We start from the raw sequence: 26,322 nt of genomic DNA on the forward strand, positions 1-26,322 counted from the left end.
TAGGTAAAGTAGCAAGCTACTTTTCCCCGCTCGACTTGCATGTGTTAAGCCTGCCGCCAGCGTTCAATCTGAGCCATGATCAAACTCTTCAGTTTAAAATCAGTAGTAGCTTAAAGGCTACCAATCTTGGCTCATCAATTTTCTGACAAATATTTCTCAAATAAACTTCGAGTCATTTCTACCATCAATCAATGAAAATAATTTCGATCGATCAACCAGTAAAAATCCACACAAGTTGTTCTTCATAATCTCTTAATGATCTTTCTAACACCTCGTCAGTGCCAGAAGCTGGACTTCGATATACTTAACAACTCAGCAATTTGCTTCGTTCGTTTCCGTCTATCTCGTCGGTATGGGTGCATTCTAGAGGATTTCAGAATCATTGCAACCCCCTATTCACTATATTTTTCACGTATGTCTTTTTTTTCTACAAAAAATCCTAAAAAATCGCTTTTTTATCTAATTTTTAAGCGTTTTTATGCAATAAATGCACTAAACACATCATTTTATTTTTATAAGCCAAAATTTAATTAGACTTAAAAGCGATCAAAATAATAGCTAGAGTAGTAATTTTTGCTGTTTATCCTTAAATAATGCTTTTTATCTCGTTCAACCCCCAGAAACAAAACCAAATCATGACATATTAGCGAAACCAACGATTCTCTCCTTTCGGCTTGGTAGTTCATTCGCACTTTTTTAGTGAAACTTCTTATAAAAGCGTATCGGTATCTTAGGCTATAAAGATGTTATTCAATGATTTTGGTGTTTGGGTATAAGGCCGCACAAGCTTGCTTATCTATATAGAGATAGAACATATCAGCAGGTTAATTCTATTCAGTTACTTTTCCTGCTTGCGCTGCCCAAGCCAGTATTGCATGACTTCTATAATTATGTCTTTTTTGCCCTGATAGTCTTCAGCAACAAAAAATAGTTTTGCACGTCGCGGTAAACGCTCTTCAATCAGGGAAAATAGATAGTAATTCGCAGCCAGATCAAGCTGCATAAATAAGTTATAGACAGGGATATAACGTTGCTGTTTTTGTTCGGCAGACTGATATTCAAATAAGAAACTTAAAATACAATCAATGTCTTCATCAAAAATATTTTCTGTTGGATAGCGATACATCGAACCCCCTCTGCTTTCTTTTTATATTGTGCTGTCTTTTGCGAACCAATATAGTCAGCCACCCTTTAGCTAGCAAAACAACACTTAATTAGAGGATGAATTCTAGGTGGAATGCCCTCTCCAAGAAAATAATACCTGCGATTTTAAAGGTTCAGAATGAAATCGCTACAAATAAAAAAGGAAGAGATCTCTCCCAAAATCTCCTCCTTAGAATTGAATCTTTACCCGATCCATTATGTCATTATTATAGTTATTCACTTTAAAGCTTAAAAAAGAGTCTCTTGGGGAAGAGACCTTATAAATTGTGGAGTTGTCTTATTATCACCCTCTAGATGCTTTGAACCAATTCTCTAGATGAATAAATCCTATAGATAATAAACCCGAAAAGCAAGCAATTTGGGAAAATTTAACTCTTGTTTTTATAGGGTTTTTTTTGAAGTTGCTTATTTGCTTTATGAATATAGAACATCAATAAAAAAGCAGACCGAAGCCTGCTTTTATTTCAATAACTTATCAATTTTTTAATCGGTAAAAGTAACTTTCGCAATCGCTTTTTTGCTGGCCTGAACGATCAAGGTCAGATTTTCCTTAACCGAATAAGAACTATCTACAGTGTGCCAATCCACTTTCACCGCGCCACGACCTAAAGCATCTTTGGCTTGGGCCGCATTCTTGGTCAAACCTGCTTCACGTAAAATTGAAGTAATAAAGATTTCACCACCAAACTCACCACGTGAAATAGTCACTTCTGGCGTACCTTCCGGTAATTCACCCTCAGTAATGATATTACCCGCACCTTTATGTGCATGCGCAGCAGCGTCACTTCCGTGGAAACGCTCAACCAGCTCCAGCGCAAGAATCTTTTTCACCTCTTGAGGATTACGGCCTTCAGCAATTTCTTTTAGCAACTGCTGAATTTCTTCAATTGATTTAAAGCTGAGCAGATCAAAATAACGCTCAATCAATGCATCCGGCATTGAAAGCACTTTTTGATACATCGCACCTGGCGCATCAAATACACCAATATAGTTGCCTAAAGATTTAGACATTTTATTCACGCCATCTAAACCTTCAAGAATAGGCACCGTAATACACACTTGTGCTTCCTGATCATAACGACCTTGTAGCGTACGACCCATCAACAGGTTAAAGGTCTGGTCTGTACCGCCCAACTCTACGTCCGCTTCTAAAGCCACCGAATCATAACCTTGTACCAATGGATACAAGAATTCGTGAATCGCGATCGGCTGTTGACTGTTATAACGCTTGGTAAAGTCGTCACGCTCCAACATACGCGCCACAGTTTGCTGTGATGCCAATTGAATTAAATCAGCCGCGGTTTTTTGTGCAAACCATTCCGAGTTAAATACAACTTTGGTTTTGTTTGGATCAAGAATTTTAAACACTTGTTCTTGATAGGTTTTTGCATTTTCTAAAACTTGTTCACGTGATAATGGTGGACGTGTAGCACTTTTACCTGTTGGATCACCGATCATCGCCGTGTAGTCACCGATCAGGAAGAATACTTCGTGGCCCAAATCCTGAAATACTTTTAACTTGTTGATGAGAACCGTATGACCTAAGTGCAGGTCAGGCGCAGTTGGGTCAAAACCTGCTTTAATTTTTAATGGACGATTCTTTTTTAATTTCTTAAGAAGGTCTTCTTCAGAAATAATTTCATGGGTGCCTCGTTGAATGAGGGCAAGTTGTTCTTCAGCCGGCAGGAAATTTGACATCACAAAATCCAATACATCAGTTACTCAATTTGTGCGATATACTAACACTTTTTCAGCATATTGCAGGCTTAAGAATAACCATGACAGCGATCTATATTGGGGTAATGACCGGCACAAGCATGGATGGTGTCGATATTGTTGCTGCTTCTTTTGATCCTTTACAGCTTCATGCCACACTCACTTTGGCATTCGATCCTGACCTCCGGCATGAGCTAATGGCACTGACTTTGCCCGATGACAATGAAATTGACCGTATGGGCAAGGCCGATGTGGCCTTGGCAGAAATGATTGGTCATGGTATCAACCAACTGATTGAAAACAACCAGTTAGATAAATCTAAAATTAAAGCCATTGGCTCACATGGTCAGACCATCCGCCATCGCCCTGAGCATGGTTTTACCCTGCAAATTGGTGACCCCAATATTATTACCGAAATCACCCAGATTCCGGTGATTTCAGATTTCCGTCGTCGTGATTTGGCGGCGGGCGGTCAAGGTGCGCCATTGGTTCCTGCCTTTCATCAGGATATTTTCCAGCATGACAGCATTCACCGGGTAATTTTAAATCTGGGCGGGATTGCTAATGTCAGCCTGTTACCTGCCGGAAAGCCTGATGATGTTTATGGCTTTGATACAGGGCCGGCCAATATTCTGATGGATGCCTGGTGCGCGCGTTATACCGGCCAGCCTTATGATGAAAATGGCAATTGGGCCGCTTATGGTACGCCGATTCGCAGCCTGCTGGATCGTTTACAGTCACACGAATTTTTCTCTAAAGAACCGCCTAAAAGTACCGGCCGTGAAGACTTTAACCTGGAATGGCTGGATGAACAGATTGCCGACTGGCGCAATGACCTGCAATACGATGAACTGGAAGATACCCCGGAAAATGTGCAGGCGACCTTATTAAAGCTCACTACTCGTGCCATTAAAAAAGCCATTTATCGTTCTGGCATGGATACTGGACAAGTTTTCGTGTGTGGTGGTGGCGCTTATAATTCTTATTTACTTGAGCAACTGCGCTGGCGCTTACGCAAACATGAATGGAGCATACAAACCACGGCTGATTTGGGCCTCAGTCCGACCTGGGTAGAAGCCACCGCCTTTGCCTGGCTGGCGATGCGTTTTATCAAGCAACTCAATGGTAACCTGCCAGCGGTGACCGGTGCTTTAGGCTACCGTGTTCTGGGAACCATTACTGCTGTTTAAACCCGACCAGAGCAATCTAAAGTTATAAAAAAAGGTCTGCATTTATACAGACCTTTTTCATTTTCAATCTTACTTATTGCATCATCAGTTTGGCATTTTCATTACGGAACGCACGCAGAATCTGCTGGCCGGCGCGGCCGGTCGGACTCAAGCCTAAACGCTGCTGTTCCTGACGAATCGCCTGACGGGTTTTATCACCGATCAGACCATCCACCGCACCAATGTCATAGCCACGATTTAGTAAAAATTGCTGAATCTCGCGACGTTCTGAACGCGAAGTACCCGCGTCATCGGTTGGCCAAGATGTGCTGAAGCTCCCTTTACCCTGTAAACGATCAGATAAATGCGCAATCGCCAAGGCATAACTTTCTGCTGCATTATAGCTATAAATGGCATCAAAGTTTCTAAAGACCAGGAACACCGGGCCATTTGGGCCGGCAGGCGCAAGCAAGCCAGCTTGAGAAGATGCTGATAAATTCCCTTGAATTAAAGGGGAACCATCGGCACGCACTACACCACGGCTAATCCAGCTATTCAGTGATTTTTTATTGCGACGGCCTTCATTTGAGATTGACATGCCTTGCGGGATTTTTACTTCAAAGCCCCAAGGCTGTCCGGTCTGCCAACCACGCTTGCTTAAAAAGTTGGCGGTTGATGCCAAAGCATCCGGAATACTACTGACCAGATCACGGCGGCCATCGCCATCAAAATCGACCGCAAGCTCATCATAGGTCGATGGCATAAACTGGGTATGACCAAAAGCTCCAGCCCATGAACCTTTCAGCTGATCCTCTCGTACATCACCGCGCTGTAACAGTTTCATCGTGGTAAAAAACTCACCACGGAAATAACTCTGGCGTCGCCCTTCACAGCTCAATGTTCCCAGAGCCTGCAATAAAGGATAGCGACCGGAAATATCACCAAAATTACTTTCTACACCCCATACCGCGACAATCGTTTCTGCAGGCACGCCATAGGCTGCGGAAACACGATTTAAGACTTCGCGATGTTGCTGTAATTTTTGCCGGCCGAGCTGAACCCGCTCTTCATCGACCAAACCAGACAAATAGTCCCAAATCGGGGTAGAAAATTCCGGTTGATAGTTTAAACGTTCAATTACGGAATAATCAGGCGTTAAATTTTGCGTATAACGGTCATAGCTGCCTGCACTAACACCTTTTGCTACAGCCTGACTACGTAAATTCGCCAAACAGTTTTGAAAATTATTCTGGGCAGGGAAATTTGACGGGCTGCTGGCCGCTGAAGGCAAAGTAGTCGTGTCGACACGCTGACCATTAATAATCAGCTCGGCATTTGCCTGAGAAACAGCCAAGAATAAAGAACCAACCACAAGCGCAAAACGTTGCATAAGACCCTTGAATATTTAGATTTTGAATTATGTTCCTAACATAGCAGCTCAATCTAAAAATTAAAGCTCAAATAGGTAAATTTAAATTCATAATTTCTGCACTTTTGAATTCATTTTGTAGTTTTAAATTTAAATAACTTATCCACAACTTGTTTTTAAATTCAAAAGCAGCGGCGCTGTTTGAATTTAAATTTAAAATCCAGGAAACAACCTTTAAATTCAAAACCTTCTTTGTGGATAACTTAACATAAACAGGATTAATCAGATATTTATCAAGGTTTTATTTTGTGAATTAAAAACAGGGTGGCTTGATTTATTTTTAAATTTAAACTTTGAATTCAAAGTAGCGGTTTGAATTTAAATTTATATTTTGAATTCATTTAAACTTTAAATTCAAAGACTGTTTTAAATTTAATATTTTAAATTCAAAGTATTTCTCTGTGGTCTGTGAATCTTCATTTAGACTCTTTTATGTATACGCAATTGTTTATTTTACAATCAATTGAAAAATATCATGATCCGATAAATGGCAGGCATTTTCGAAGAGGCGCAATCATGCCTGAATCTGGATAAATAAAAAAGCGACCACCGAAGTGATCGCTTTTTTTATCAGCAAGATAGCGCTTAAATGGTCATATCTTCGCTCAATGCCAGTGGATTCGGTAAAATCTTCGCCAGTTGACGGCATAAAGTCGTCAGCTGAGTACTGTCGGTTGGCATCAGGGTAATGTGACCAATCTTACGACCTTCACGCTCTGACTTGTTATACAGATGCAAATGCGCACCTTCTAAAGCCAGAACATCTGCAGATTTTGGATGCTGTCCGATGATATTCACCAGTACGCTTGGACGAATCACTTCCGTTGAACCCAGTGGCAGACCGGCCACCGCACGAATATGGTTTTCGAACTGTGAGCAGACTGCACCTTCAATCGACCAGTGCCCTGAGTTATGCACACGTGGTGCCATCTCGTTTGCATATAAGCCTTTGTCTGTCACAAACAGCTCAAGGGTCAAGACGCCCACATAGTTCAGATGATTGAGCAGGCGAGTAATGTAGTCCTGTGCGACCGGCTGCAAGTCTGCACTGTTCGGTGCAGGCACAATCGAGTGCGACAGGATGCCATTGTGATGATGATTTTCAGCCAGGGGCCAGGTTTTTACATCACCATTTTGACCACGTACCGCAATGATCGACACTTCACGTGAGAACGTCACAAAGCTTTCTGCAATCAGTTCACCGGCAGGGCCAAGTTCCGCCCAAGCCTGCTCAATTTGATCAGCACTCCGCAGGACAAATTGACCCTTACCATCGTAACCACCGCGAGAGGTTTTTAATACGATTGGTAAGCCCAGTTCAGCCACAGCAGCCTGTAAACCTTCAAGTGCAGTCACTGCTTTATACGGCGCAACAGGAATGTCGAGCGTATCAAACAGGGCTTTTTCAGACAGACGATGCTGTGCAATTGCCAAGGCTTGGCGTGGTGGATGCAGGTCTTTATTTTTCACCAGCACATCCACATCTGCAAGCGGGGTATTTTCAAATTCCAGACTGAATACATCAGCACTGTCAATAAAATCCTGTAGACCATTTTCGGCCTTGCTGGAAATCACTTGACCGAGTGTCGCAGAAGGGCAATCCGTACTTGCTTCAAAGAAAGTACATTGAATATTCAATGGCAATGCCGCTTGCGCCATCATGCGCCCGAGCTGACCGCCGCCAAAAATACCGATGGTTTTATCCATGATGTCTGTCCCGTATGAAGCTTGGTTTTAGTTTTGACCAGGAATGTTATTGCTTGCCACTTTATCTGTTTGTGCCGCACGGAAATCTGCAACATTTTTCGCGATATCAGGGCGGGTCAGACCTAAAATTTGCGCTGCCATAATGGCTGCATTGGTTGCACCGGCAGGGCCAATCGCAAGCGTACCCACCGCAATACCTGCTGGCATTTGTACAATTGAAAGCAAAGAATCGACGCCGTTTAAAATGGATGATTTGACTGGCACACCCAAGACTGGAAGATCAGTCTTTGCCGCACACATGCCCGGCAAATGCGCAGCACCACCAGCACCGGCAATAATCACCTGAATGCCACGATCACGCGCCTGTTCAGCATATTCAAATAAACGGTCAGGAGTACGGTGTGCAGAAACGACTTCAGCTTCAAATGGGACACCAAGCTGCTTGAGCATGTTGGCAGTATGTTCGAGAGTTGCCCAATCTGATTGAGAACCCATGATAATTCCTACTAGAGGAGCATCTTGTGCAGCAGCCGCATTCATTGCAAATTTTCCAGAGATTAAAGTAACAAAAAATAAATCTCGACGAGAGAGCCAAGCTTTAATAGGAGGTGCTTATTATAGACTGATTTTTCAGCTTCATAAAATTTAACGGTCAAAGCAAGGTTCGATTTTTCTTATTTTTTTGGCAGAATATTAAAAACTGGAATAAAAATAGGCCTGTAGTCTGCAAAGCTTTCGATCAGGAAGTTCTGAAGACAAAATACACACATCCGCACAGACACAAGGCTGCCCAGAGATAATCCAGTTTAAAGGGCTGCTTAAACATGAAAATCATAAAAGGCACAAAGACCAGCAAGGTCACCACTTCCTGAGTGATTTTCATTTGCCCCACGGCCAGTCCCTGCTGTGCCAGTAATCGGGTGGCCGGAATCATCAGGCTATATTCAAACAGGGCAATCATCCAGCTGAATAAAATTGCCTGCCACAACGGCGCATCATGCGGTAAAAATTTTAAATGCCCATACCATGCCAAGGTCATAAAGCAATTGGCAATTACCAGAAGAAATAAAGCCGGTAACATCGGCATGTACTCTGCAAAAAGATCGGGTTTATTCTACGATTTATTTTGCAAAAAGATATTCTCTAAATTTGAAATTTTCTCTGAATTTATCCGTGAAACAGGATTTAAAAATTCCCGCAGCAATGCTTGAACTTTGACTATCTTTTCCGTGTAAGCCTTGCTATCGTTGCTTGCAAATTGAATAAATCATGATAACCGCACCAATATAAGGTGATGGGTCAGACAGGAACGGAGTGAAGTAGATGCATCTGCATATTTTGGGTATTTGTGGCACTTTTATGGGATCGCTGGCGCTCCTTGCACGCGACCTGGGCCACAAGGTGACAGGTTCAGATTTGAACGTCTATCCACCGATGTCGACCCAACTTGAAAATGCAGGCATCAGCTTGATGCAGGGTTATGAGCGTAGTCACTTGCAGCCACATCCGGACCTGATCATTGTCGGCAATGCCATGAAGCGTGGTATTGATGCAGTAGAATATATGCTGAATGAAGGCTTGCCCTATATTTCAGGCCCGCAGTTTCTGGCAGATCATGTTCTGCAAGGCAAACATGTATTGGGGGTTGCGGGTACACATGGCAAAACCACCACCACAACCATGCTGGCCTGGGTGCTGGATCAAGCCGGTTTAGAGCCAGGCTTCCTGATTGGTGGTGTGCCACTGGGTTTTAGTGAGAGTGCACGTCTCGGTGGCGGCAAATATTTCTGTGTCGAGGCGGATGAATACGATTCGGCTTTCTTCGACAAGCGTTCCAAGTTTGTGCATTACCATCCAAAAACGGCGATTTTAAATAACCTTGAATTTGACCATGCCGATATCTTTGATGATCTGGCCGCGATTCAAAAGCAGTTCCATCATTTAGTTCGTACCATTCCTAGCGAAGGCCGCATCATTGCGCCGATTACTGAAAGCAATATCGATGAAGTACTAGAGCAGGGTTGCTGGACACCGGTGGTGCGCACCAGTCTGGATGCCAACGAAAAATCTGAACTGTATGCCGAACAGTTATCGACAGATGGTTCTCACTTTAAAGTCTTGCAACACGGTGTGGTGAAAGGTGAAGTGCAGTGGAGCATGACCGGACAGCATTCGGTGGCCAATGCGCTCGCGACGATTGCCGCTGCCGAGCATGTCGGCGTCTCGATTGAAACCGCCTGTGAAGCTTTATCTAATTTCGGTGGGGTAAAACGCCGTATGGAACTGTTAGGCACAGTCCGTGGTATTGAGGTTTATGATGATTTCGCCCATCATCCGACAGCGATTGATACGACCTTGGAGGGCGCGCACAAACGTCTGGGTGAACGCAAACTCTGGGCAATTATTGAACCACGCTCCAATACCATGCGTATGGGCAGTCATAAAGAGGGTCTGGCTCATTCAGCACGTCTGGCCGATGCAGTAATCTGGTATCAACCGGAAGGACTGGACTGGGATCTGCAACCGGTCATTAATGCTGCGCCAAATAAAGCCAAAATTGCACGCACACTGGATGACATCATTCAGACCGTGGTAGCAGAGGCAGGTGAGGGCGATGCGGTGGTGATCATGTCAAATGGCGGTTTTGGTGGTTTGCATCAGAAATTGATCAGTGCTTTAAACGCATAAAATAGATGCGTGGATAAGTATGTGAAAAAAGAAGCCCGCGATGCGGGCTTCTTTTTTTAGGGCAATTGTTTTAGCAAAAAGAGAGAATGGCGGTTTTGACCTTCGCATTGCATGATGTCAAATTGGCCTAAAATGCCGATCACTCATCAGTCATTACGCATGATGTTTTGTTGCAATCTGAAGGCGAGATAGATTGCAGCAGCACATCACTCAAGGCACAATCGAGAAGAACACAGGTATTTATAGACCTGACAGCCAGATCAGAATCAGGTCATTCTCATTCCTCACTCCTTCAGGAGATGTGTCATGACAATAATGAAAGCCATGGTCTATTACGGCGAAAACGACATCCGGTTTGAAGACCGTCCCATTCCCACTATTTTGCATCCCAGCGATGCGGTTATCAAACTCACTAAAGTCACTATTTGTGGTACAGACCTCGGGATCTGGAAAGGTAAAAACCCGGAAATTGAACAGCAAGCCACACGCAAACAGGGCAGTTTTAATGGCCGTATTTTAGGCCATGAAGGCATTGGCATTGTAGAAGAAGTCGGTTCTGCCGTTCAAAACTTCAAAAAAGGCGACCGGGTGATTATTTCCTGTGTCAGCCGCTGTGGAACCTGTGAAAACTGTCAGAAACAGCTGTATGCACATTGTCGCAATGAAGGCGGCTGGATCATGGGCTATATGATTGATGGTACTCATGCCGAATATGTACGCACGCCGTTTGCGGATACCTCACTCTATCATTTACCTGAAGGGTTAAATGAAGATGTCGCTGTGTTTTTATCGGATATCTTGCCGACATCACATGAAATTGGTGTGCAATATGGCGATGTCAAACCCGGAGACAATGTGGTGATTGTCGGTGCCGGCCCGATCGGCATGAGCTGCCTGCTGACCGCTCAATTCTATTCACCGGCCAACATTATCATGGTCGATGTCGATGACAACCGACTCGAGTTCGCCAAAACAGTGGGAGCGACACATAGCATTAACTCCGCGAAAGAAGATGCCATACAACGTGTGCTGGAGCTGACGGATGGGCGAGGGGTCGATTGTGCCATTGAAGCGGTTGGTCTGGAGGCGACCTGGAATATCTGCCAGCATGTAGTCAAAGAGGGTGGACATATTGCCAATGTCGGCGTACATGGCAAATCAGTTAATTTTGAACTGAATAAACTCTGGATTAAAAACCTGACCATCACCACCGGACTGGTCAATGCCAATACCACTGCTATGCTGCTCAAAACCTGCTGTTCCGGTAAATTACCGCTGGAAAAACTGGCGACCCATCACTTTAAATTTAATGAATTTGAAAAAGCTTATGATGTGTTCAAGCATGCAGCCGATGAAAAGGCCTTGAAAGTGATGATCGAACTCAATTAATGCGGGAAAGTAAAAAGTCCGCTTGGCGGACTTTTTTTTATTTGTAGCTGGAGTGAAAAATAGGGCATATCACCGCACTACTTATCAGCTTGTATTGAAAGCTCATTAGGCCGTTTTGCTCTTGGCAAATCGATCTAAATGATTAAGTAGAAGAGGCCGCGACATCAGATAAACTTTGGTCACGCTTAAACATCACATCCACATAGGAACATTGCGGAATGATGGTTAAACTTTTTTCACGGGCAAAATCGACCAGCACATCCAGCATTTTTCGGGCAACGCCCTGACCACGCAAGGAATGATCGACCCAGGTATGATCTGCAATAATCACCGAGGCTTCCCGCCATTGATAGGTAATCTCGGCCAGACGTCGACCTTGATCTTCCATAAAAAATACACCACCGCGTTTTGAATCTTGATATTGAATCTGCATAGATCTCCACCTTTATTTTCATTTTTAACTGCTTAACACATCGCTGAAATTAGGATCACGCTCAAATACCGATTGAGCAAAAGGGCATTCCGGAATAATCTTGACCCCTTGCTCACGGGCAAACTTGACTGCTGCTTCGACCAGATAATGTCCGACATGCTGTCCACGCAAACTGTCATCGACCCAGGTATGTTCAATCACCAGTCGATCCTCATCTTTCCAGAAATAACTCATTTCGGCCAGACGCTTTTCATTTGGCTCGACAAACCATTGACCTTGACTGCCTTGTTGCTGATGCTCAATCAACATCCTCTAAACTCCGTATTTTTAATCCAGACTGACATATTTTTCAGTCGCATATTGTTCGATTTCTTTAAACGATTGTGAATCTGTGCTCTTTCCTGATATCACCGTGCAATGAACAGGTTTAAACTGCCTGTCTGTTGTTTAAGCCAGATATTTATGTCCAGCCCTTCTTTTAGCTCCTCGGTAAGACGTCAATGGATCTGCGTAATTGCGTTAGCCAGTGCCGCCTTTATTTTCAACACCACCGAATTTATTCCCGTGGCCTTACTCAGTGATATTGGTGCAAGTTTTGACATGTCGGCGACTCAGGTCGGGTTGATGCTGACCATTTATGCCTGGGTCGTGGCTTTATTGTCTTTACCGATGATGCTACTGACCAAAAACATTGAACGACGTTTCTTGTTGATGGTTTTATTTGCGGTCTTCATTTCCAGTCATGTGCTGTCTTATTTTGCCTGGAGTTTCAGTGTTCTGGTATTTAGCCGGATCGGGATTGCAGTAGCGCACGCGCTGTTTTGGTCAATTACCGCTTCGCTTGCAGTACGTGTCGCACCAGCAGGCAAAGAATTTCAAGCCTTGGGTTTATTGGCCACAGGCACTGCCATGGCCATGGTTCTGGGAATTCCCTTTGGTCGCATGATCGGGGAGGCCTATGGCTGGCGCAATAGTTTTGCCTTGATTGCCATCGTCGCCAGCGTGGTCTGCCTGCTACTGGCCAAAACCTTGCCCTTATTACCGAGTGTCAATTCAGGTTCACTCAGCAGCTTGAAAACCTTGTTAAAACGTCCAAGCCTGATGCTGGTATTTGCCCTGACGGTCATTGTGATTAGTGCACAATTCACCGCCTATAGTTATATCGAGCCATTTTCACTGAATATTGCCCAGCTCAGTTCTGTACAGACCACGACTTTATTGCTGGTCTATGGTGGGGCGGGTTTAATCGGCTCTTATCTATTTGGCCGTTTTGCACCGCATTTTCCCAAACTTACTATTCCACTGTTCACACTTGGACTGGCTATCTCGTTGCTATTATTGCTGCCGTTGTCCAGCAATGTCTTGCAGTTAAATACCCTGGCTTTACTCTGGGGCATCAGTATTATTGGTTTCAGTCTGGCCTTGCAAGCCAAGACCTTAAATCTGGCCTCCGATGCCACCGACGTGGCCATGGCGATTTATTCTGGCCTGTATAATATTGGAATTGGTGCTGGTGCTTTACTCGGTGGGATCGCAACGGCACAGATCGGCTTGCACAGTATTGGCTGGCTCGGGGCCATCTTGGCCAGTCTGGGTTTTCTCATCACGTTATATTTAATTCGCCGTCCGGATTTTATTGCCCAAAAAATAGCTTGAATCATGCATTTTTGTAAATGAAATTGTAGTCTTAATAAAAATCTGTCATGCTTCTGCATATTGAGCATTGGCTCAAACAGAATTTCGTTTGAACAAGGGGAGTAGCCTCCTCCAAACGTTTAGCAATTGTGGTTCAGATTGTTCAACGTGTCAGAATATCGTCATTACACTTTGCAAAAAGTCGGTATCTGAGCATTTTACTGCAACACTTTGAATGAGAAGTGTAACAGTAAGATGTAGGCAAGACCTTGATCATGTTGGTATAGATGTTTTTCATCTGACAACAGGTCAAGGTTTTTTTATGGCCGATTGTCAGATGTGGAGGATTCACATGGAAACAATTGGTACGCTGTGGCTGTATCTGGCTTTTTTTGGCATCGTTCTGGTGATGCTGTTTATTGATTTTTTAGGCTTCAAACAAAAACAAGGCCAGGAAGTAAAAGTCCGGACTGCGGCCTACTGGAGTATTGCCTGGGTCAGTGTCGCGACCTTATTTGGTGGCGGTTTATGGCTCTATCTGGAGCAGACCGCAGGTACTGCAATTGCCAATGCCAAGGTCATGGAATACTTCGCCGGTTATCTGCTGGAAAAATCCCTGGCAATTGATAACGTCTTTGTCTGGCTGATGATCTTCGCTGCTTTCGCCATTCCACCCGCGCTGCAACGTAAATTGCTGCTCTACGGTGTACTCGGTGCGATTGTCCTCAGAACCATCTTTATTTTTATTGGCGCCTGGTTCGTTCAGGAATTCTCATGGATTTTATATATCTTCGGTGCCTTTCTGGTGTATACCGGCTTTAAATTCCTGCGTGGTCAGGATGAAGAAGAAAGCAATATTGAAGATATGGCGATTCTGAAATGGCTGCGTAAACGTATGCGGATTACCCCGCAACTTGAAGCTGACAAATTCTTTATCCGTAAAGATGGTTTACTGTGGGCAACGCCGTTATTCCTGGTTTTGATTCTGGTCGAAGCCTCGGATGTGATCTTTGCGGTCGATTCTATTCCGGCAATTTTCGCTGTGACCACCGATCCCTTCATTGTACTGACTGCTAACCTGATGGCGATTTTGGGTCTGCGCGCGATGTTCTTCCTGTTATCGGGTGCCGCATCAAAAATGCATTATCTGCCCTATGGCCTCGGGATTATTCTGGTCTTTATCGGCTTTAAAATGCTGATGCTGGATGTATTCCATATGCCAATCTGGATTTCACTGAGCTTTATTGTGATTGTCTTGACGATCACGGCGATCCTGTCGATTCGCCACAGTAAAAAACATAACCAAACCACGCTCTAATAACTGTATAGACGATCATCTTTAGCGTCACAAAAGTCCGTTCAATCATGAGCGGACTTTTTTTATTGCTCGACTGCCTTACCACAGCTTCGACTTAACTCAGGCAAATGAAGTCAGCATGATCACGTTATAAATCCACTGAAGTGGGTTACAATCTATTGAAAAAATTAAAAGCACAGGTTTTAACATGTCTTCTCAGATTGCAACAACGGCAGTCCGCGGTCGTTTCCTTGATATCCAGCATACAGTTGCCCAGGCACATGAGATTGATGACCAGGTGCGCTATGTAGAAGATGGTCTGATCATCATGCAAGATGGCAAGATTCAATGGTTTGGCAGCTGGGATGAAGGGCAGAAACATCTAGCTGAAAATATCCAGGTCGCCCATTATCCTGAACAGCTGATTGTGCCGGGATTGATCGATACCCATATTCATTTCCCGCAAACCGAGATGGTCGGGGCCTATGGCGAACAACTGCTGGAATGGTTAAATACCTATACTTTTCCAACAGAAATCCAGTTTGCAGATACAGCCTATAGCGAAAAAATCGCCGAATTTTTTGTGAAGGAATTGCTTAAAAATGGCACCACCACGGCACTGGTCTTCTGTACCGTACATCCTGAATCAGTAGATGCTTTGTTTACAGCGGCGAGCCGCAGAAATATGCGTCTGATCGCCGGTAAAATCTTGATGGACCGACATGCACCGGAAGCGCTGACAGATACAGCAGAAAGCGCTTATACCGATTCTAAAGCGCTGATTGAAAAATGGCATGGGCAGGGCCGTAACCTGTATGCCATTACCCCTCGCTTTGCCCCGACGTCCACCAATGAACAACTTGAAAAAGCAGGTCAGCTCAAAGCCGAATATCCAGATGTCTATGTACATACCCATTTAAGTGAAAATAAAAATGAAATTGCCTGGGTCAAAGAGTTATTTCCGGAACGTAAAGGCTACCTGGATGTCTATCATCACTATGGTTTAACCGGTGCAAAATCAGTGTTTGCACATTGTGTACACCTGGAAGAGCAGGAGTGGGATTGCATGCAGCAGACCAATTCAGCGATTGCCTTTTGTCCGACCTCAAACCTGTTTCTGGGCAGTGGTTTATTCCCATTAAAGAAAGCGTGGGACAAGCAGGTGAAAGTTGGTCTGGGTACCGACATCGGGGCAGGCACCTCGTTTAACCAGCTACAGACCTTAAATGAAGCCTACAAAGTGCAGCAATTGCAGGGAGAAAAACTCTCTGCTTTTGAAGCCTTGTATCATGCCACCTTAGGCGGTGCTAAAGCCTTAAGTCTGGACGATCGTTTGGGGAACTTTAATATCGGCAAGGAGGCGGACTTTGTGGTGCTGGATCTAAATGCCACCGCTTTACAGCAGTTACGCCAAAGCAGAGCAAAAAATATTGAAGATGCATTTTTTGCACTGACCATGCTCGGCGATGACCGTAATATTGCAGTGACCTATGTCTACGGAGAAGCTGTCTATGTCAAAGCACGATGTACCCGCTCAGACAACTAAAACCCAGCACCGCCATCGCTGGCTGATCGTCTCTGCCATGTTGCTGACCTGTACTTTCATCCTGCGCAGGGATTCGCAGGCAGCAAAGAAATGATTACATTTACAGCATGCAAAACAGGTGCATCTGCAGTAGGGATGTATTAAAATTACAGTGTATTCAGGTGTTGCAGGTCAACACCTTTTTTATTTTGCTATTTTTACTTTTTAGGTATCTACCCATGACCGTTCAAATGAGCGTAATGATTTCCGCTGAAGAAATTCAAGCTAAAGTCAAAGAGCTTGGTGCTCAAATCGATGCACACTATGCCAATAGTGACAAAGACCTTGTGCTCATCGGTTTATTACGTGGTTCAGTGATTTTTATGGCCGATTTGTGTCGTGTGATTTCCAAACCCCATGAACTGGATTTCATGACGGTATCCAGTTATGGCGGCGGCACCGTATCTTCGCGTGATGTAAAAATTCTGAAAGATTTAGACGGTGAAATCCGTGGCAAAGACGTGCTGGTGGTTGAAGATATTATTGACTCGGGTAATACCTTGAGCAAGGTGCTGGAAATCCTGCAAACCCGCCAACCGAACTCGATTCAACTGTGTACTTTGGTAAGTAAACCATCACGTCGTGAAATCGATTTAAAGGTCGAATTTTTGGGCTTTGAAGTTGAAGATAAATTTATCGTAGGTTATGGTCTGGACTATGACCAGAAGTATCGTCATCTGCCATTTATTGGTGAAATCGGTCTTTAAAATTTATTTAAAAAAGTGGCTTAGGCCACTTTTTTTATGTCTCAAATAGACAGAAAAATAGGAACAAAAAATAACATCTCGTTTCAGGATTCAACTTTTTTTGCTTTCTATTCTGTTTCAAGATAATTAAACATGATGTAAAAACAAAGACATGATAACAAGGAGCATACCTATGTGGACAATTATTGTTGCGATTGTCATTGGTTTTATCGCGGGTCTGATTGCACGTGCAATCCATCCAGGTAATGACAAGGCAGGCTTTATCATGACGACCCTGTTAGGTATTGCCGGTTCCTTATTGGCTACATTTGCTGGTCGTATGCTCGGTCTTTATTCGGCAGATTCTGCGGCAGGTCTGATTGCTTCCGTGATCGGTGCGGTGATTATTCTGTTTATTTATAACATGCTGACCAAACGCCGTACGGTCTAAGCGGTTCTGGCTTAATCTGAGCAGTTCCAGTAAAAGCACCCAGTCGGGTGCTTTTTGCTCTTGTATATCTCTCGACTTTATAGTGAAAATTCCTTAAAAATCTGTTCGATCTGTTCTGCCGGATAGGCCCCCATGACTTTAAAACCATTCGAAAAAATAATTGCTGGTGTCCCATTCACACCCAAAGACTGGGCCAGTTTTTTATTGCGCTCAATCGGATTGGCACAACTTTTTTTCGATTTTGGCAGGCTACCTTGAGTGATCAGATCTTCCCAAGCCTGAGCAGGATTAGACGCGCAATACACCTGTTTTGAAGGCGCAACCGATTGTGGCTTTAAAGGCAGAATAAAAGTATAAATCGTCACATCCTTGAGTTTTTTCAACTCTACTTCAAGCTGTTTACAATACGGGCAATTTGGGTCAGAAAAGATCGCAATCTGACGTTTACCCGTACCTCTTACACTTTTCACAGCATCTTGAAGCGGCAATTTTTTCCAGTCAACACTGTTCTGTTTTAGTATCAAATCACGGGTCAGATTATGCTGATCCTGAATCCGCAGCATCGACCCGGCAATCAGATGCTGGGCATCTTCATTCAGATAAACCACTTGACCCTGCATAAAACCACTGTAGATGCCCTTCATTTCCGTGGTCTGGATATTTTCGATTTTTAAATTGGGGCTATTCTTTGCCAGATTGGCTTTTACCATATCAATATTAGCGAATGCGAAGCTTGAAACAAATGTACTTAAAGCAATAATCAGTGTTTTTTTTAACATGAATGTTCTACATGAATCAGATAAAAATATGCTTCGATTCTAATGGGTCTGCTTTTAAATTACCCACGGATTTATGTTACTGTTTATTCCAAGTTTAATCAGTGCATTATGTTTCACGTGGAACAGAAGCGATAAAAGAAGCTTAAATGACGGACAAAAATAAATTCTTGTATGAGATTAAATTCTGGTTAAGATTTTATATCTTATAAAATAATATATTATTTTATTGAAATATATATAAACACATCTATTTGATTTAAAATCTTTTACTGATTCGCCCTTGACCATGTTTCTTGGCCCGCTCTACACTGCATATACTTTTCTTTTTCTTCGCTATGCCCTGACATGGATTGGCCAAGGATCAACACTATAACGGCATGTTCATGACAACAATAACCACTTGGCGACCCTTCTGGATGGTCAGCCTGGCTTTAATCATGGGAACGATTGGTACTGCTTTGGCGAGTCCACTCTATCCGATTTATCAACAACTCTGGAATTTATCCCCAAGCCAGATTACCTATATTTTTGTCGCCTATATGTTTGGCTGTCTGGGCACCTTATTGTTCCTGGGGCGCACCAGCAATAGCATTGGCTTTTTAAAAACTCTACAAATTGGCCTCGTGTTTATTAGTCTGGGTTTGATTATTTCGGTCTTTGCCAATAATGCCCTGATTTTATCTCTGGGCCGTTTCATTATCGGGATTGCCTCTGGTTTGATGACGACTTCTGCCATGCTTGGCATGATGCAGACCATTCCGGAGAGTCATAAGCAGCTTGCGCCGCAATGGGTCTCTATTTTGACTGCGATTGGCTTTGGTCTGGGTCCGTTTATCGGAGGTGTCATTGCGCAGTTTTCTCAAGCCCCACTGGTGACTCCCTATATTCCGATTATTGTTGGAGCAGTGCTTTGTTTTATCGGCTTATTCTGGTTAAAAGTGCCTGCTTTTGAGCGTCAGCCCTTTAGTATCGCCCCCAAATTACAGCGTCCTGAGGCTCAATATCATGCTGTATTTATGATCATTGGGTTCACTGCATTTAATGCCTTTGCTGCCTTTAGTTTATTTGCCTCACTTTCGCCTTCTTTTGTGCAAGATATTTTACCGTGGCATGGTCCTTTAGTAAGTGGTACCGCCATTACCTGTATTCTGCTGGTATCTGCAGTGGTGCAATACCTGGCCAAAGCGGTGGCTGCAAAAAAATGTCTGAATATCGGCTTGGTCATGATGCTGATTAGCCTGCTCAGCCTTGCATTGTGTATATTGCTTAAGGCAAGTTTCTTATTCTTCGTGAGCGATCTCTTATTTGGTATTGGGCATGGTTTTGCCCTGATGGGGGCTTTTGGCATAATTCATGCTATAACCACTTTGCAAAACCGGGCCGCGGTGATGTCGACCTACTTGTTTATTGGCTATTTGGGCACCATTGTGCCGATTCTTGCTGTGGGTTACTTGGCCGACCATTTTGGATTAAATTTCGCTGTGATCAGCTTCTGTGTGGCGATGAGTGCTTTATGTGTCGTGCTCTGGTTATGCCACCAGAAGCTCAGTGTAAAAGCTTAAAATAGCCCTCTGATGAGGTAATGCTGATCAGTTAAGGAGTTTAGAAATAGACTCTTTAACTTTTTAGTCGTTCATGACGGAGTCTTCACCTTATAAATCAAATACTTGAAAATAATTTGTTACTTTGGTTTCGCCCAAATGAGAAGCGAAGCTTCGCAAGGAAGGCATCTTGCGGAGCAACACTCCTCACCGCAAAACTCGTCAGCCACCATCGATTAGTAAATTTGTCGCAGAAACAATCATTTTTAAATCTAGTCCTGCCTCAAACAGTTGCGGATGACTTTTCTACTTGTCAAATATGATCATGAATTTAAAAAAGAAAATACTAGTCAATTTCTTAACTGACTGGCATTCCTCTGATGAGGGCTATTTATGCATAATTTTTTGCTTACTTTCCAATACAAAACGAACCGAAAATTTTTCCAAGCAGATCATCGGCACTAAAGTCACCGGTAATTTCCCCCAGTGCATTCTGGGCTAGACGTAAGGACTCCGCCACCAGTTCACCGGCGTTGTACACCACCAATTGTTCACGTGCTTCAGCCAAATACAGTTGAGTGCGCTTCATTGCGTCTAAATGACGGGTACGTGCAATAAAGGTATCTTCTTCAGGCTGGAAGCCTGCATGCGCTGTAATCGCCTCTATGAGCGCTTGCACACCAGTTTCCTGCTTGGCAGAGACTGCGATATGCCGAAAACCATTCAAATCAGCAATTGCAGCTTCAGCACCAGTCAGATCACACTTATTCCCAATCAGCATCAAGCGTTTTGCTTCAATATGTTCAGCAAAATATTCTTGGGCCAGTTGCAGCGGATCTTCACCTTGACTTAGGTCATAGACCAGCAGTAACAAATCGGCCTGTTCGATTTCCTTGATTGCGCGGCGAATCCCTTCTTTTTCGACAATATCCCCGGTCTCACGCAAGCCTGCGGTATCCGTCAGGGTAATTGGCAAGCCATTTAAGGTGATTTTTTCATGCAGCACATCACGCGTAGTACCCGCAATATCCGTCACAATCGCACGTTCAATCCCGGCCAGCGCATTCAGTAATGAAGATTTACCGGCATTCGGTTTACCGGCAATCACCACTTGCAAACCTTCACGCAATAACTGACCTTGACGTGCTGATTGCTGAACTTGCGTGACCGCAGTCGCCACACCATCCAGCAGATTCAGAATCTTGCCATCGGCCAGAAAGTCAATTTCCTCTTCAGGAAAATCAATTGCGGCTTCCACGTGCAAACGTAAATGCACCAGCTGCTCAAGCACCGTATTGACTTTGTTTGAAAATGCACCTTGCAGGGAACGAACCGCAGAACGCGCAGCTGCTTGTGAAGTGGCATCAATCAGGTCAGCAATGGCTTCAGCCTGTACCAAGTCCATCTTGCCATTTTCAAAAGCACGCATGGAAAACTCACCGGCTTTGGCAGCAATCGCACCCAGTTCCAGCAAACGTGCAAGCAAGGCATTTTGAATCACCGGACCGCCATGACCTTGTAACTCCACCACATCCTCGCCGGTAAAGGAATGCGGATTCGGGAAGCAAATGGCTAAGCCTTCATCCATAATTTCACCAGCAGTATCGTAAAACTTACGAAAGGCAGCATAGCGTGCACCGGCAAGGGGTTGTTTTGTGAGTGCTTCGGCAATTTCATAGGATTTTGGACCCGATAGGCGAATCACCCCAACGCCGCCACGTCCTGGTGGCGTTGCAATCGCAGCAATAGTCGTGGTTCGGTTGAGCATAAAATTCACCTAAAAAATCCAAAAGTTCAGCCAAAAAAAATCCGCCTAAGAGTATCATCTTAAGCGGATTTATTCAGCCCGTCATTACAACTTAGTTGACTGGCGTTGCTTCATCACGTTTGGCACGTTCTTTAGCAACAGACTTGTTGATCAAACCTTGTTGCAGGATGGTGATCAAGTTGTTCACAATCCAGTATAGAACCAAGCCCGCAGGGAAGAACAGCAAGAATACGGTAAAAATCACCGGCATAATCTTGAAGACTTTGGCTTGCATTGGATCAGTGGGTTGTGGATTTAAGGACTGTTGAATATACATCGTCAGACCCATTAACAATGGCAGGATAAACCATGGATCCATTGAGGATAAATCCTGAATCCAGAGCATCCATGGCGCATGACGCAGTTCAACCGATTCCATCAAGACCCAGTACAAAGCCAGGAAGATTGGCATTTGTAATAACAGCGGTAAACAGCCCGCAAGCGGATTGACCTGTTCACGTTTGTACAGTGCCATCATTTCCTGAGAGAAGCGCATACGGTCTTCACCAAACTCTTCTTTCATACGCTGCATTTCTGGAGCAATCACACGCATTTTCGCCATTGAGCGGTAGCTCTTCGACGACAATGGCCACAGAATCAGTTTCACCAGAATGGTCAATAGAATAATTGCCCAGCCCCAGTTACCCACTAAACCATGGAAGAATTCCAGACCCACGAACAAGAGCTTCGCAATTGGCCATAACCAGCCATAATCGACTGTTTGGTTTAAACCTGTGGCCAAATCCTTCAATTCTGACTGGATTTTTGGACCTGAATAGAAGGTCGCATCAATCTCGGCCACAGTACCTGCAGGCACATTAAAGGTTGGAGAAGTAAAACCAATAATGTTCATGTTATCGGTTGATTTACGTGATTCAAGCTTGGCGCTATACGCTTCACCATTACCCTGAGTCAACTTCAGACTACCAGGTACCCAAGCACTGACAAAGTAGTGCTGTACCATGGCAACCCAGCCACCTGTCGCTTCAGTACTGACTTTTTCTTCAACAAAGTTGTCAAATTTAAGCTTGTTGTACTGCTCGTCTGGCGTACCCCAGGCACCGCCCAGGAAAGTCCCTAACGTGAAAATACCCTGGTCTGATTTACCCGGATCTTCTGAATTATCACGTTTGATCTGGCCAAACATCTGACCTTGCCAGGTCTGAGCACTGCGGTTCACCACTTTGTGGTTCACAACAACCGGATATTCACCTTCAGTGAAATTGAAGGTTTTGATAATCTCGACACCATCCGCGGTTTTAAATACCAACGGTACAGACAAGACTTTAAGGTTTTCACCCTCTTTAGATTTGGTTGCTTTCGCGTCTGCCAAGGTATAAGCGGTTTTTTCCAGCTCATACGTCGGACGGCCGTTACGGCTGCTGTCCGGTCCATTCAGACCGATCAGACCAGACTGAGCGACATAAGTACGTTTCGCATCGCTTTCCAGCATCACGAACGGTTCATCGCTGTCCTTGTTTTTGTCATGATTGAGTAATTCAACACGAACAATATCACCACCTTTCGGATTGATCCAAAGATGATAAAGGTCAGTTTGTACTGAAATAAGCTGCTGACTTACAGGTGCTGTGGCATCCGTGGCTTGCTGCGCTGGCATATTCGCTTGTGGCAGATCAGAGGCAACTGTAGCCGTCTGAGCATTTGGCAAATCTGCAGATACGTCATGCGAAACAACAGCAGTTTCTGGCTGCGGTTTGGTTTCAGCATTTCCATAATCTTTTTGCCACGCCAAAATGAGCAAATATGCGACAACAAACATGGCTCCGAGAATTGCAATCCTGGCCCATTGTTGCATATGTATTACCCCAAGTGGTGAGAGTGATTTTGGTTCAATAAACGATCACGAAAGGGTACAGCAACGTGAAGCGTTTGAGAATCTATTTGCTGAAATGAAATAAAACGAATCGCTTTAGAGGGAACAGGATCATATCCCGAGCCCCCCCACGGATGACAACGGCAAATACGCTTAGTAGCCAGCCACACTCCACGTCCAGCCCCATGTATCTGGACTGCTTCCAAGGAATATTGAGAACAAGTTGGAATATAACGACAGCGCGGCCCCAATAAAGGACTGATCGCAATCTGATAGAAACGTATCAACCAATGTAGTAAACGTACCATTGGCCTACTCTACTTTTGTGGGGAGGGGGCTATTTTTGTATGCTTTTTGGCAAGACGGTTCAGTTTTTGCCAAGCAAATTGTAATTGCTGATGCAATTCTGCATTAGGCACTGCTTCCACACCAATTTTTGGCATGATTACAATGTCTAAGTCATCTAATTGCTGTTGATGCAGGCGAAAACTTTCGCGAGCAAGTCGTTTTACTCTATTTCGTTCGTGTGCTCGGCGCACTTTCTTCTTAGCAACAACTAAACCCAAACGGCTATTTGGCAGTTCGGAATGTTTTGCAAGAAATAAGAAATGGGGCTGATGCACTTTAAAAAGCGCACCATCAAACACACCTTTATAATCGGCGGCACAGCGTAATCGCAACTCTGTACCAAAACTATAAAGTTTTGTCATAACACCCAAAATCGTCTTAGCGTAACTGATTAAACAGTTAAGCTATGACGACCTTTTGCACGACGGCGAGCTAATACTTGACGACCAGCTTTAGTAGCCATACGAGCACGGAAACCATGAACACGCTTACGCTTTAATTCAGATGGTTGGAATGTACGTTTCATATTGAAACTCCAAAAAATGATCTTTCTATGAAGGTCCGCGATTTTAGTGCTCATTGCTTGAGCTGTCAATGCAAAAGCACTTTTCTTTTGAAATAAGCTTAAAAAAGATTTTTATACGAGTTTTCAAAAAAACTGTTGCTAAAATGACTAAATTATACTTAACCACAGATTAAATTATTGTTATACATAGATATATAACTTATAAACAACTCTATCAACAAAGTTATCCACAATCCATCCAGGGTTTTAAAAGCAAGATTCTGTTTTTGAATTTAAATTCGTAGTCTCTCGATTTATCCACAGAAAACTCAAAGCTTATAAATAAATTCAAATTTATAAATTTAAGTTTATTATTATTAGGGAGCACTTTTTCTATGGATAAGCCACTTTTTATTTAACTAAACATACATTTATGTTGTGGATAAAACTGTTTCTAATAATTTTATACTTTGTGGATAACTTTGTGCTATATTTTATCCACAGCTTGCGGATAAACTTATCCACACCGGGTTTTAAATTTAAATTTATGCACCAAGATGGCTTTTTGCACAGTTTCTGTGGAAATGATCATGACAGATGTGGATAACTTGGTTAGAATGGCGACCCGCTTTTGGTCGCGGTCATCTTTTTGAATGAACAATGGAATGAATAGGGGATTCACATGCTTTGGACGGACTGCTTAAATCGCCTGCGACAAGAGCTCTCTGGAAATGTCTTTACAATGTGGATTCGCCCATTGGTTGCAGAAGAGCTGGAAGATAGCTTGCGTTTGTATGCACCCAATCCTTACTGGACGCGTTACATTCAAGAGCATCATCTGGAACTGATTACGATTCTGGCCGAACAGCTGTCTGAAGGACGGGTACGCAAGGTCGAAATTTTGGTCGATTCACGTCCTGGTGCGATTTTATCGGCCAGTGAACAGCCAGCGACCACCACCGCGGCGTTGACTTCAACCCCAATGCCGGTACAAAAACCGAAAAAAGAAAAAGAAGATACGGTTAAAAATAGCCGTAGACGTCAGCTCAATCCGTTATTTACTTTCTCGCTGTTTGTCGAAGGCCGTTCTAACCAGATGGCAGCAGAAACCTGTCGCAAGGTACTGACCCAACTCGGTGCTTCACAGCATAATCCCTTATTTTTATATGGGCCGACCGGTCTGGGTAAAACTCACTTGATGCAGGCCGTGGGCAATGCACTGTTGCAGGCCAAGCCGAATGCACGGGTGATGTACATGACCGCGGAAAGCTTTGTACAAGATTTTGTTAGTTCTTTGCAGCAAGGCAAAGTGGAAGAATTTAAGAAAAACTGCCGTTCTCTGGATTTGTTACTGGTCGATGACATCCATTTACTGGCCGGTAAAGAAGCCAGCCTGGTAGAATTTTTCTACACCTTTAACGCACTTTTAGATGAATCTAAGCAGATTATTCTGACCTCAGACCGCTATCCAAAAGAACTGACTGAACTGGATCCACGTTTAGTTTCACGGTTTTCCTGGGGCTTGTCGGTCGGGGTTGAACCACCGGATATTGAAACCCGGATTGAAATTTTATTAAGAAAAGCCGAAAGCAATCAGGTGGATTTACCGCGTAACTGTGCCCTGTTTATTGCGCAGCAGGTGGTGGCCAACGTGCGTGAACTGGAAGGTGCACTAAACAAAGTGGTGGCAATTTCACGTTTTAAAGGCACACCGATTGATCTGGATGTGGTGCGTGAATCCTTAAAAGATGTGCTGGCGATTCGTGCCCGCACCATCAGTACTGAAAATATTCAGCGTGTGGTCAGTGAATATTTCCGTATTCCTTTAAAAGAGATTGTCGGACCGAAACGCACCCGAATTTATGCCCGTCCACGTCAGCTGGCGATGGGTCTGGCACGTGAACTGACCGGCGACAGTTTTCCAGAAATTGGCATGGCTTTTGGTGGTCGTGATCACAGTACCGTGATGCATGCCTGCGAGAAAGTGCAGAGCCTGCGTGAGGAAGATCCAATCTTTAACGAAGACTATAAAAACCTGCAACGTCTGTTGCAAAGTTGACCTAAATCGCTCAAATTCTATTCTTGCTATGCGGCTGCTTTTGCCGCATAGTAAACCGTTAAAAATTCACTTTTTCTATATTAATCTTCAGCTTTAGAGG

General features: G+C 43.9%; 24 protein-coding genes and 1 rRNA gene. 10 read left to right on the plus strand and 15 right to left on the minus strand.

Going from position 1 to position 26,322, the window contains the following annotated elements; translation table 11 throughout:
* The 3 genes from CWI32_RS13145 to tyrS all read right to left on the minus strand — a co-directional run.
* Nucleotides 1-95: ribosomal RNA gene (locus CWI32_RS13145) — 16S ribosomal RNA — on the minus strand; the annotation flags it as partial.
* 743 nt (nucleotides 96-838) lie between these two features.
* A complete protein-coding gene (locus CWI32_RS13150; protein WP_005173437.1) occupies nucleotides 839-1,126 on the minus strand; it encodes a hypothetical protein in 288 nt (95 codons plus the stop codon).
* 521 nt (nucleotides 1,127-1,647) lie between these two features.
* Nucleotides 1,648-2,862, minus strand: coding sequence for a tyrosine--tRNA ligase (gene tyrS / locus CWI32_RS13155; RefSeq protein WP_100535507.1), 1,215 nt, complete (start codon nucleotides 2,860-2,862; stop codon nucleotides 1,648-1,650).
* Nucleotides 2,863-2,942: 80 nt separating this feature from the next.
* Here tyrS and CWI32_RS13160 point away from each other — a divergent pair, with 80 nt between their 5' ends.
* Nucleotides 2,943-4,070 carry an anhydro-N-acetylmuramic acid kinase gene (locus CWI32_RS13160; protein WP_005173456.1) on the plus strand — a complete coding sequence of 376 codons (1,128 nt, stop codon included), beginning with the start codon at nucleotides 2,943-2,945 and terminating at the stop codon, nucleotides 4,068-4,070.
* A gap of 73 nt (nucleotides 4,071-4,143) precedes the next feature.
* Here CWI32_RS13160 and CWI32_RS13165 read toward each other — a convergent pair whose 3' ends face one another.
* The 4 genes from CWI32_RS13165 to CWI32_RS13180 form a co-directional block, all read right to left on the minus strand.
* On the minus strand, nucleotides 4,144-5,439 hold the full coding sequence (locus CWI32_RS13165; RefSeq protein WP_100535508.1) for a lytic murein transglycosylase: 1,296 nt from the start codon (nucleotides 5,437-5,439) through the stop codon (nucleotides 4,144-4,146).
* 624 nt (nucleotides 5,440-6,063) lie between these two features.
* Nucleotides 6,064-7,185: a 5-(carboxyamino)imidazole ribonucleotide synthase gene (locus CWI32_RS13170; protein ID WP_005173460.1), complete on the minus strand. Its 1,122-nt coding sequence runs from the start codon at nucleotides 7,183-7,185 to the stop codon at nucleotides 6,064-6,066.
* A 27-nt stretch (nucleotides 7,186-7,212) separates the two neighbouring features.
* Nucleotides 7,213-7,725 (minus strand): 5-(carboxyamino)imidazole ribonucleotide mutase, encoded by a 513-nt coding sequence (gene purE, locus CWI32_RS13175; RefSeq protein ID WP_005173464.1) that lies wholly within the window; start codon nucleotides 7,723-7,725, stop codon nucleotides 7,213-7,215.
* 199 nt (nucleotides 7,726-7,924) lie between these two features.
* Complete coding sequence (locus CWI32_RS13180; RefSeq protein ID WP_005173466.1) at nucleotides 7,925-8,266, minus strand: DMT family protein; 342 nt, start codon at nucleotides 8,264-8,266, stop codon at nucleotides 7,925-7,927.
* Between the two features lie 242 nt (nucleotides 8,267-8,508).
* Between CWI32_RS13180 and mpl the strand changes: the two genes are divergently transcribed.
* Together mpl and CWI32_RS13190 are read left to right on the plus strand one after the other, a co-directional pair.
* Nucleotides 8,509-9,873 (plus strand): UDP-N-acetylmuramate:L-alanyl-gamma-D-glutamyl-meso-diaminopimelate ligase, encoded by a 1,365-nt coding sequence (gene mpl, locus CWI32_RS13185; protein ID WP_100535509.1) that lies wholly within the window; start codon nucleotides 8,509-8,511, stop codon nucleotides 9,871-9,873.
* A 306-nt stretch (nucleotides 9,874-10,179) separates the two neighbouring features.
* Entirely contained in the window at nucleotides 10,180-11,262 is a 1,083-nt protein-coding gene (locus CWI32_RS13190) for a zinc-dependent alcohol dehydrogenase family protein (RefSeq protein ID WP_074383799.1), read from the plus strand.
* A gap of 142 nt (nucleotides 11,263-11,404) precedes the next feature.
* Here CWI32_RS13190 and CWI32_RS13195 read toward each other — a convergent pair whose 3' ends face one another.
* Together CWI32_RS13195 and CWI32_RS13200 are read right to left on the minus strand one after the other, a co-directional pair.
* A complete protein-coding gene (locus tag CWI32_RS13195; RefSeq protein ID WP_100329856.1) occupies nucleotides 11,405-11,695 on the minus strand; it encodes a GNAT family N-acetyltransferase in 291 nt (96 codons plus the stop codon).
* Between the two features lie 24 nt (nucleotides 11,696-11,719).
* Complete coding sequence (locus CWI32_RS13200; RefSeq protein WP_005173474.1) at nucleotides 11,720-12,004, minus strand: GNAT family N-acetyltransferase; 285 nt, start codon at nucleotides 12,002-12,004, stop codon at nucleotides 11,720-11,722.
* A gap of 153 nt (nucleotides 12,005-12,157) precedes the next feature.
* Here CWI32_RS13200 and CWI32_RS13205 point away from each other — a divergent pair, with 153 nt between their 5' ends.
* The 5 genes from CWI32_RS13205 (at nucleotide 12,158) to CWI32_RS13225 (ending at nucleotide 17,349) form a co-directional block, all read left to right on the plus strand.
* Nucleotides 12,158-13,351, plus strand: a complete 1,194-nt coding sequence (locus tag CWI32_RS13205; protein ID WP_100329857.1) for a sugar transporter — start codon at nucleotides 12,158-12,160, stop codon at nucleotides 13,349-13,351.
* A 331-nt stretch (nucleotides 13,352-13,682) separates the two neighbouring features.
* A complete protein-coding gene (locus CWI32_RS13210; protein WP_100535510.1) occupies nucleotides 13,683-14,648 on the plus strand; it encodes a TerC family protein in 966 nt (321 codons plus the stop codon).
* A gap of 187 nt (nucleotides 14,649-14,835) precedes the next feature.
* Complete coding sequence (gene guaD / locus CWI32_RS13215) at nucleotides 14,836-16,173, plus strand: guanine deaminase (protein ID WP_100535511.1); 1,338 nt, start codon at nucleotides 14,836-14,838, stop codon at nucleotides 16,171-16,173.
* Between the two features lie 218 nt (nucleotides 16,174-16,391).
* Nucleotides 16,392-16,919: a hypoxanthine phosphoribosyltransferase gene (gene hpt, locus CWI32_RS13220; protein ID WP_074383796.1), complete on the plus strand. Its 528-nt coding sequence runs from the start codon at nucleotides 16,392-16,394 to the stop codon at nucleotides 16,917-16,919.
* 172 nt (nucleotides 16,920-17,091) lie between these two features.
* Nucleotides 17,092-17,349, plus strand: a complete 258-nt coding sequence (locus tag CWI32_RS13225) for a GlsB/YeaQ/YmgE family stress response membrane protein (protein WP_005173486.1) — start codon at nucleotides 17,092-17,094, stop codon at nucleotides 17,347-17,349.
* 77 nt (nucleotides 17,350-17,426) lie between these two features.
* Here the strand turns inward: CWI32_RS13225 and CWI32_RS13230 are convergent, their stop codons facing one another.
* Nucleotides 17,427-18,128 carry a DsbC family protein gene (locus CWI32_RS13230; RefSeq protein WP_005173487.1) on the minus strand — a complete coding sequence of 234 codons (702 nt, stop codon included), beginning with the start codon at nucleotides 18,126-18,128 and terminating at the stop codon, nucleotides 17,427-17,429.
* 383 nt (nucleotides 18,129-18,511) lie between these two features.
* Between CWI32_RS13230 and CWI32_RS13235 the strand changes: the two genes are divergently transcribed.
* Nucleotides 18,512-19,690 (plus strand): MFS transporter, encoded by a 1,179-nt coding sequence (locus CWI32_RS13235; RefSeq protein ID WP_434058297.1) that lies wholly within the window; start codon nucleotides 18,512-18,514, stop codon nucleotides 19,688-19,690.
* A gap of 388 nt (nucleotides 19,691-20,078) precedes the next feature.
* On the opposite strand, the gene mnmE is transcribed toward CWI32_RS13235, so the two are convergent.
* The 5 genes from mnmE to rpmH form a co-directional block, all read right to left on the minus strand.
* Complete coding sequence (gene mnmE / locus CWI32_RS13240) at nucleotides 20,079-21,437, minus strand: tRNA uridine-5-carboxymethylaminomethyl(34) synthesis GTPase MnmE (protein WP_005173492.1); 1,359 nt, start codon at nucleotides 21,435-21,437, stop codon at nucleotides 20,079-20,081.
* 91 nt (nucleotides 21,438-21,528) lie between these two features.
* Entirely contained in the window at nucleotides 21,529-23,292 is a 1,764-nt protein-coding gene (yidC, locus tag CWI32_RS13245; protein ID WP_100535512.1) for a membrane protein insertase YidC, read from the minus strand.
* A 5-nt stretch (nucleotides 23,293-23,297) separates the two neighbouring features.
* Nucleotides 23,298-23,618 (minus strand): membrane protein insertion efficiency factor YidD, encoded by a 321-nt coding sequence (gene yidD, locus CWI32_RS13250; RefSeq protein ID WP_005173498.1) that lies wholly within the window; start codon nucleotides 23,616-23,618, stop codon nucleotides 23,298-23,300.
* Between the two features lie 9 nt (nucleotides 23,619-23,627).
* Complete coding sequence (rnpA, locus tag CWI32_RS13255) at nucleotides 23,628-24,020, minus strand: ribonuclease P protein component (RefSeq protein WP_100355778.1); 393 nt, start codon at nucleotides 24,018-24,020, stop codon at nucleotides 23,628-23,630.
* 29 nt (nucleotides 24,021-24,049) lie between these two features.
* Nucleotides 24,050-24,184, minus strand: a complete 135-nt coding sequence (gene rpmH / locus CWI32_RS13260) for a 50S ribosomal protein L34 (protein ID WP_000831329.1) — start codon at nucleotides 24,182-24,184, stop codon at nucleotides 24,050-24,052.
* 661 nt (nucleotides 24,185-24,845) lie between these two features.
* Here rpmH and dnaA point away from each other — a divergent pair.
* On the plus strand, nucleotides 24,846-26,222 hold the full coding sequence (dnaA, locus tag CWI32_RS13265; RefSeq protein WP_074383792.1) for a chromosomal replication initiator protein DnaA: 1,377 nt from the start codon (nucleotides 24,846-24,848) through the stop codon (nucleotides 26,220-26,222).
* Nucleotides 26,223-26,322 lie beyond the last annotated feature (100 nt).

The organism is Acinetobacter pseudolwoffii (genome assembly GCF_002803605.1).
GTDB lineage: Bacteria > Pseudomonadota > Gammaproteobacteria > Pseudomonadales > Moraxellaceae > Acinetobacter > Acinetobacter pseudolwoffii.

Coding starts and splice junctions, on each gene's coding strand:
- CWI32_RS13205 (WP_100329857.1), top strand. CDS start 12,158: ATGTCCAGCCCTTCTTTTAGCTCCTCGGTAAGACGTCAATGGATCTGC.
- CWI32_RS13180 (WP_005173466.1), bottom strand. CDS start 8,266: ATGTTACCGGCTTTATTTCTTCTGGTAATTGCCAATTGCTTTATGACC.
- guaD (WP_100535511.1), top strand. CDS start 14,836: ATGTCTTCTCAGATTGCAACAACGGCAGTCCGCGGTCGTTTCCTTGAT.
- CWI32_RS13200 (WP_005173474.1), bottom strand. CDS start 12,004: ATGTTGATTGAGCATCAGCAACAAGGCAGTCAAGGTCAATGGTTTGTC.
- mnmE (WP_005173492.1), bottom strand. CDS start 21,437: ATGCTCAACCGAACCACGACTATTGCTGCGATTGCAACGCCACCAGGA.
- rnpA (WP_100355778.1), bottom strand. CDS start 24,020: ATGACAAAACTTTATAGTTTTGGTACAGAGTTGCGATTACGCTGTGCC.
- CWI32_RS13195 (WP_100329856.1), bottom strand. CDS start 11,695: ATGCAGATTCAATATCAAGATTCAAAACGCGGTGGTGTATTTTTTATG.
- CWI32_RS13160 (WP_005173456.1), top strand. CDS start 2,943: ATGACAGCGATCTATATTGGGGTAATGACCGGCACAAGCATGGATGGT.
- CWI32_RS13150 (WP_005173437.1), bottom strand. CDS start 1,126: ATGTATCGCTATCCAACAGAAAATATTTTTGATGAAGACATTGATTGT.
- purE (WP_005173464.1), bottom strand. CDS start 7,725: ATGAATGCGGCTGCTGCACAAGATGCTCCTCTAGTAGGAATTATCATG.
- CWI32_RS13165 (WP_100535508.1), bottom strand. CDS start 5,439: ATGCAACGTTTTGCGCTTGTGGTTGGTTCTTTATTCTTGGCTGTTTCT.
- mpl (WP_100535509.1), top strand. CDS start 8,509: ATGCATCTGCATATTTTGGGTATTTGTGGCACTTTTATGGGATCGCTG.
- rpmH (WP_000831329.1), bottom strand. CDS start 24,184: ATGAAACGTACATTCCAACCATCTGAATTAAAGCGTAAGCGTGTTCAT.
- CWI32_RS13210 (WP_100535510.1), top strand. CDS start 13,683: ATGGAAACAATTGGTACGCTGTGGCTGTATCTGGCTTTTTTTGGCATC.
- CWI32_RS13230 (WP_005173487.1), bottom strand. CDS start 18,128: ATGTTAAAAAAAACACTGATTATTGCTTTAAGTACATTTGTTTCAAGC.
- hpt (WP_074383796.1), top strand. CDS start 16,392: ATGACCGTTCAAATGAGCGTAATGATTTCCGCTGAAGAAATTCAAGCT.
- CWI32_RS13225 (WP_005173486.1), top strand. CDS start 17,092: ATGTGGACAATTATTGTTGCGATTGTCATTGGTTTTATCGCGGGTCTG.
- CWI32_RS13170 (WP_005173460.1), bottom strand. CDS start 7,185: ATGGATAAAACCATCGGTATTTTTGGCGGCGGTCAGCTCGGGCGCATG.
- yidD (WP_005173498.1), bottom strand. CDS start 23,618: ATGGTACGTTTACTACATTGGTTGATACGTTTCTATCAGATTGCGATC.
- yidC (WP_100535512.1), bottom strand. CDS start 23,292: ATGCAACAATGGGCCAGGATTGCAATTCTCGGAGCCATGTTTGTTGTC.
- tyrS (WP_100535507.1), bottom strand. CDS start 2,862: ATGTCAAATTTCCTGCCGGCTGAAGAACAACTTGCCCTCATTCAACGA.
- CWI32_RS13235 (WP_434058297.1), top strand. CDS start 18,512: ATGACAACAATAACCACTTGGCGACCCTTCTGGATGGTCAGCCTGGCT.
- CWI32_RS13190 (WP_074383799.1), top strand. CDS start 10,180: ATGACAATAATGAAAGCCATGGTCTATTACGGCGAAAACGACATCCGG.
- dnaA (WP_074383792.1), top strand. CDS start 24,846: ATGCTTTGGACGGACTGCTTAAATCGCCTGCGACAAGAGCTCTCTGGA.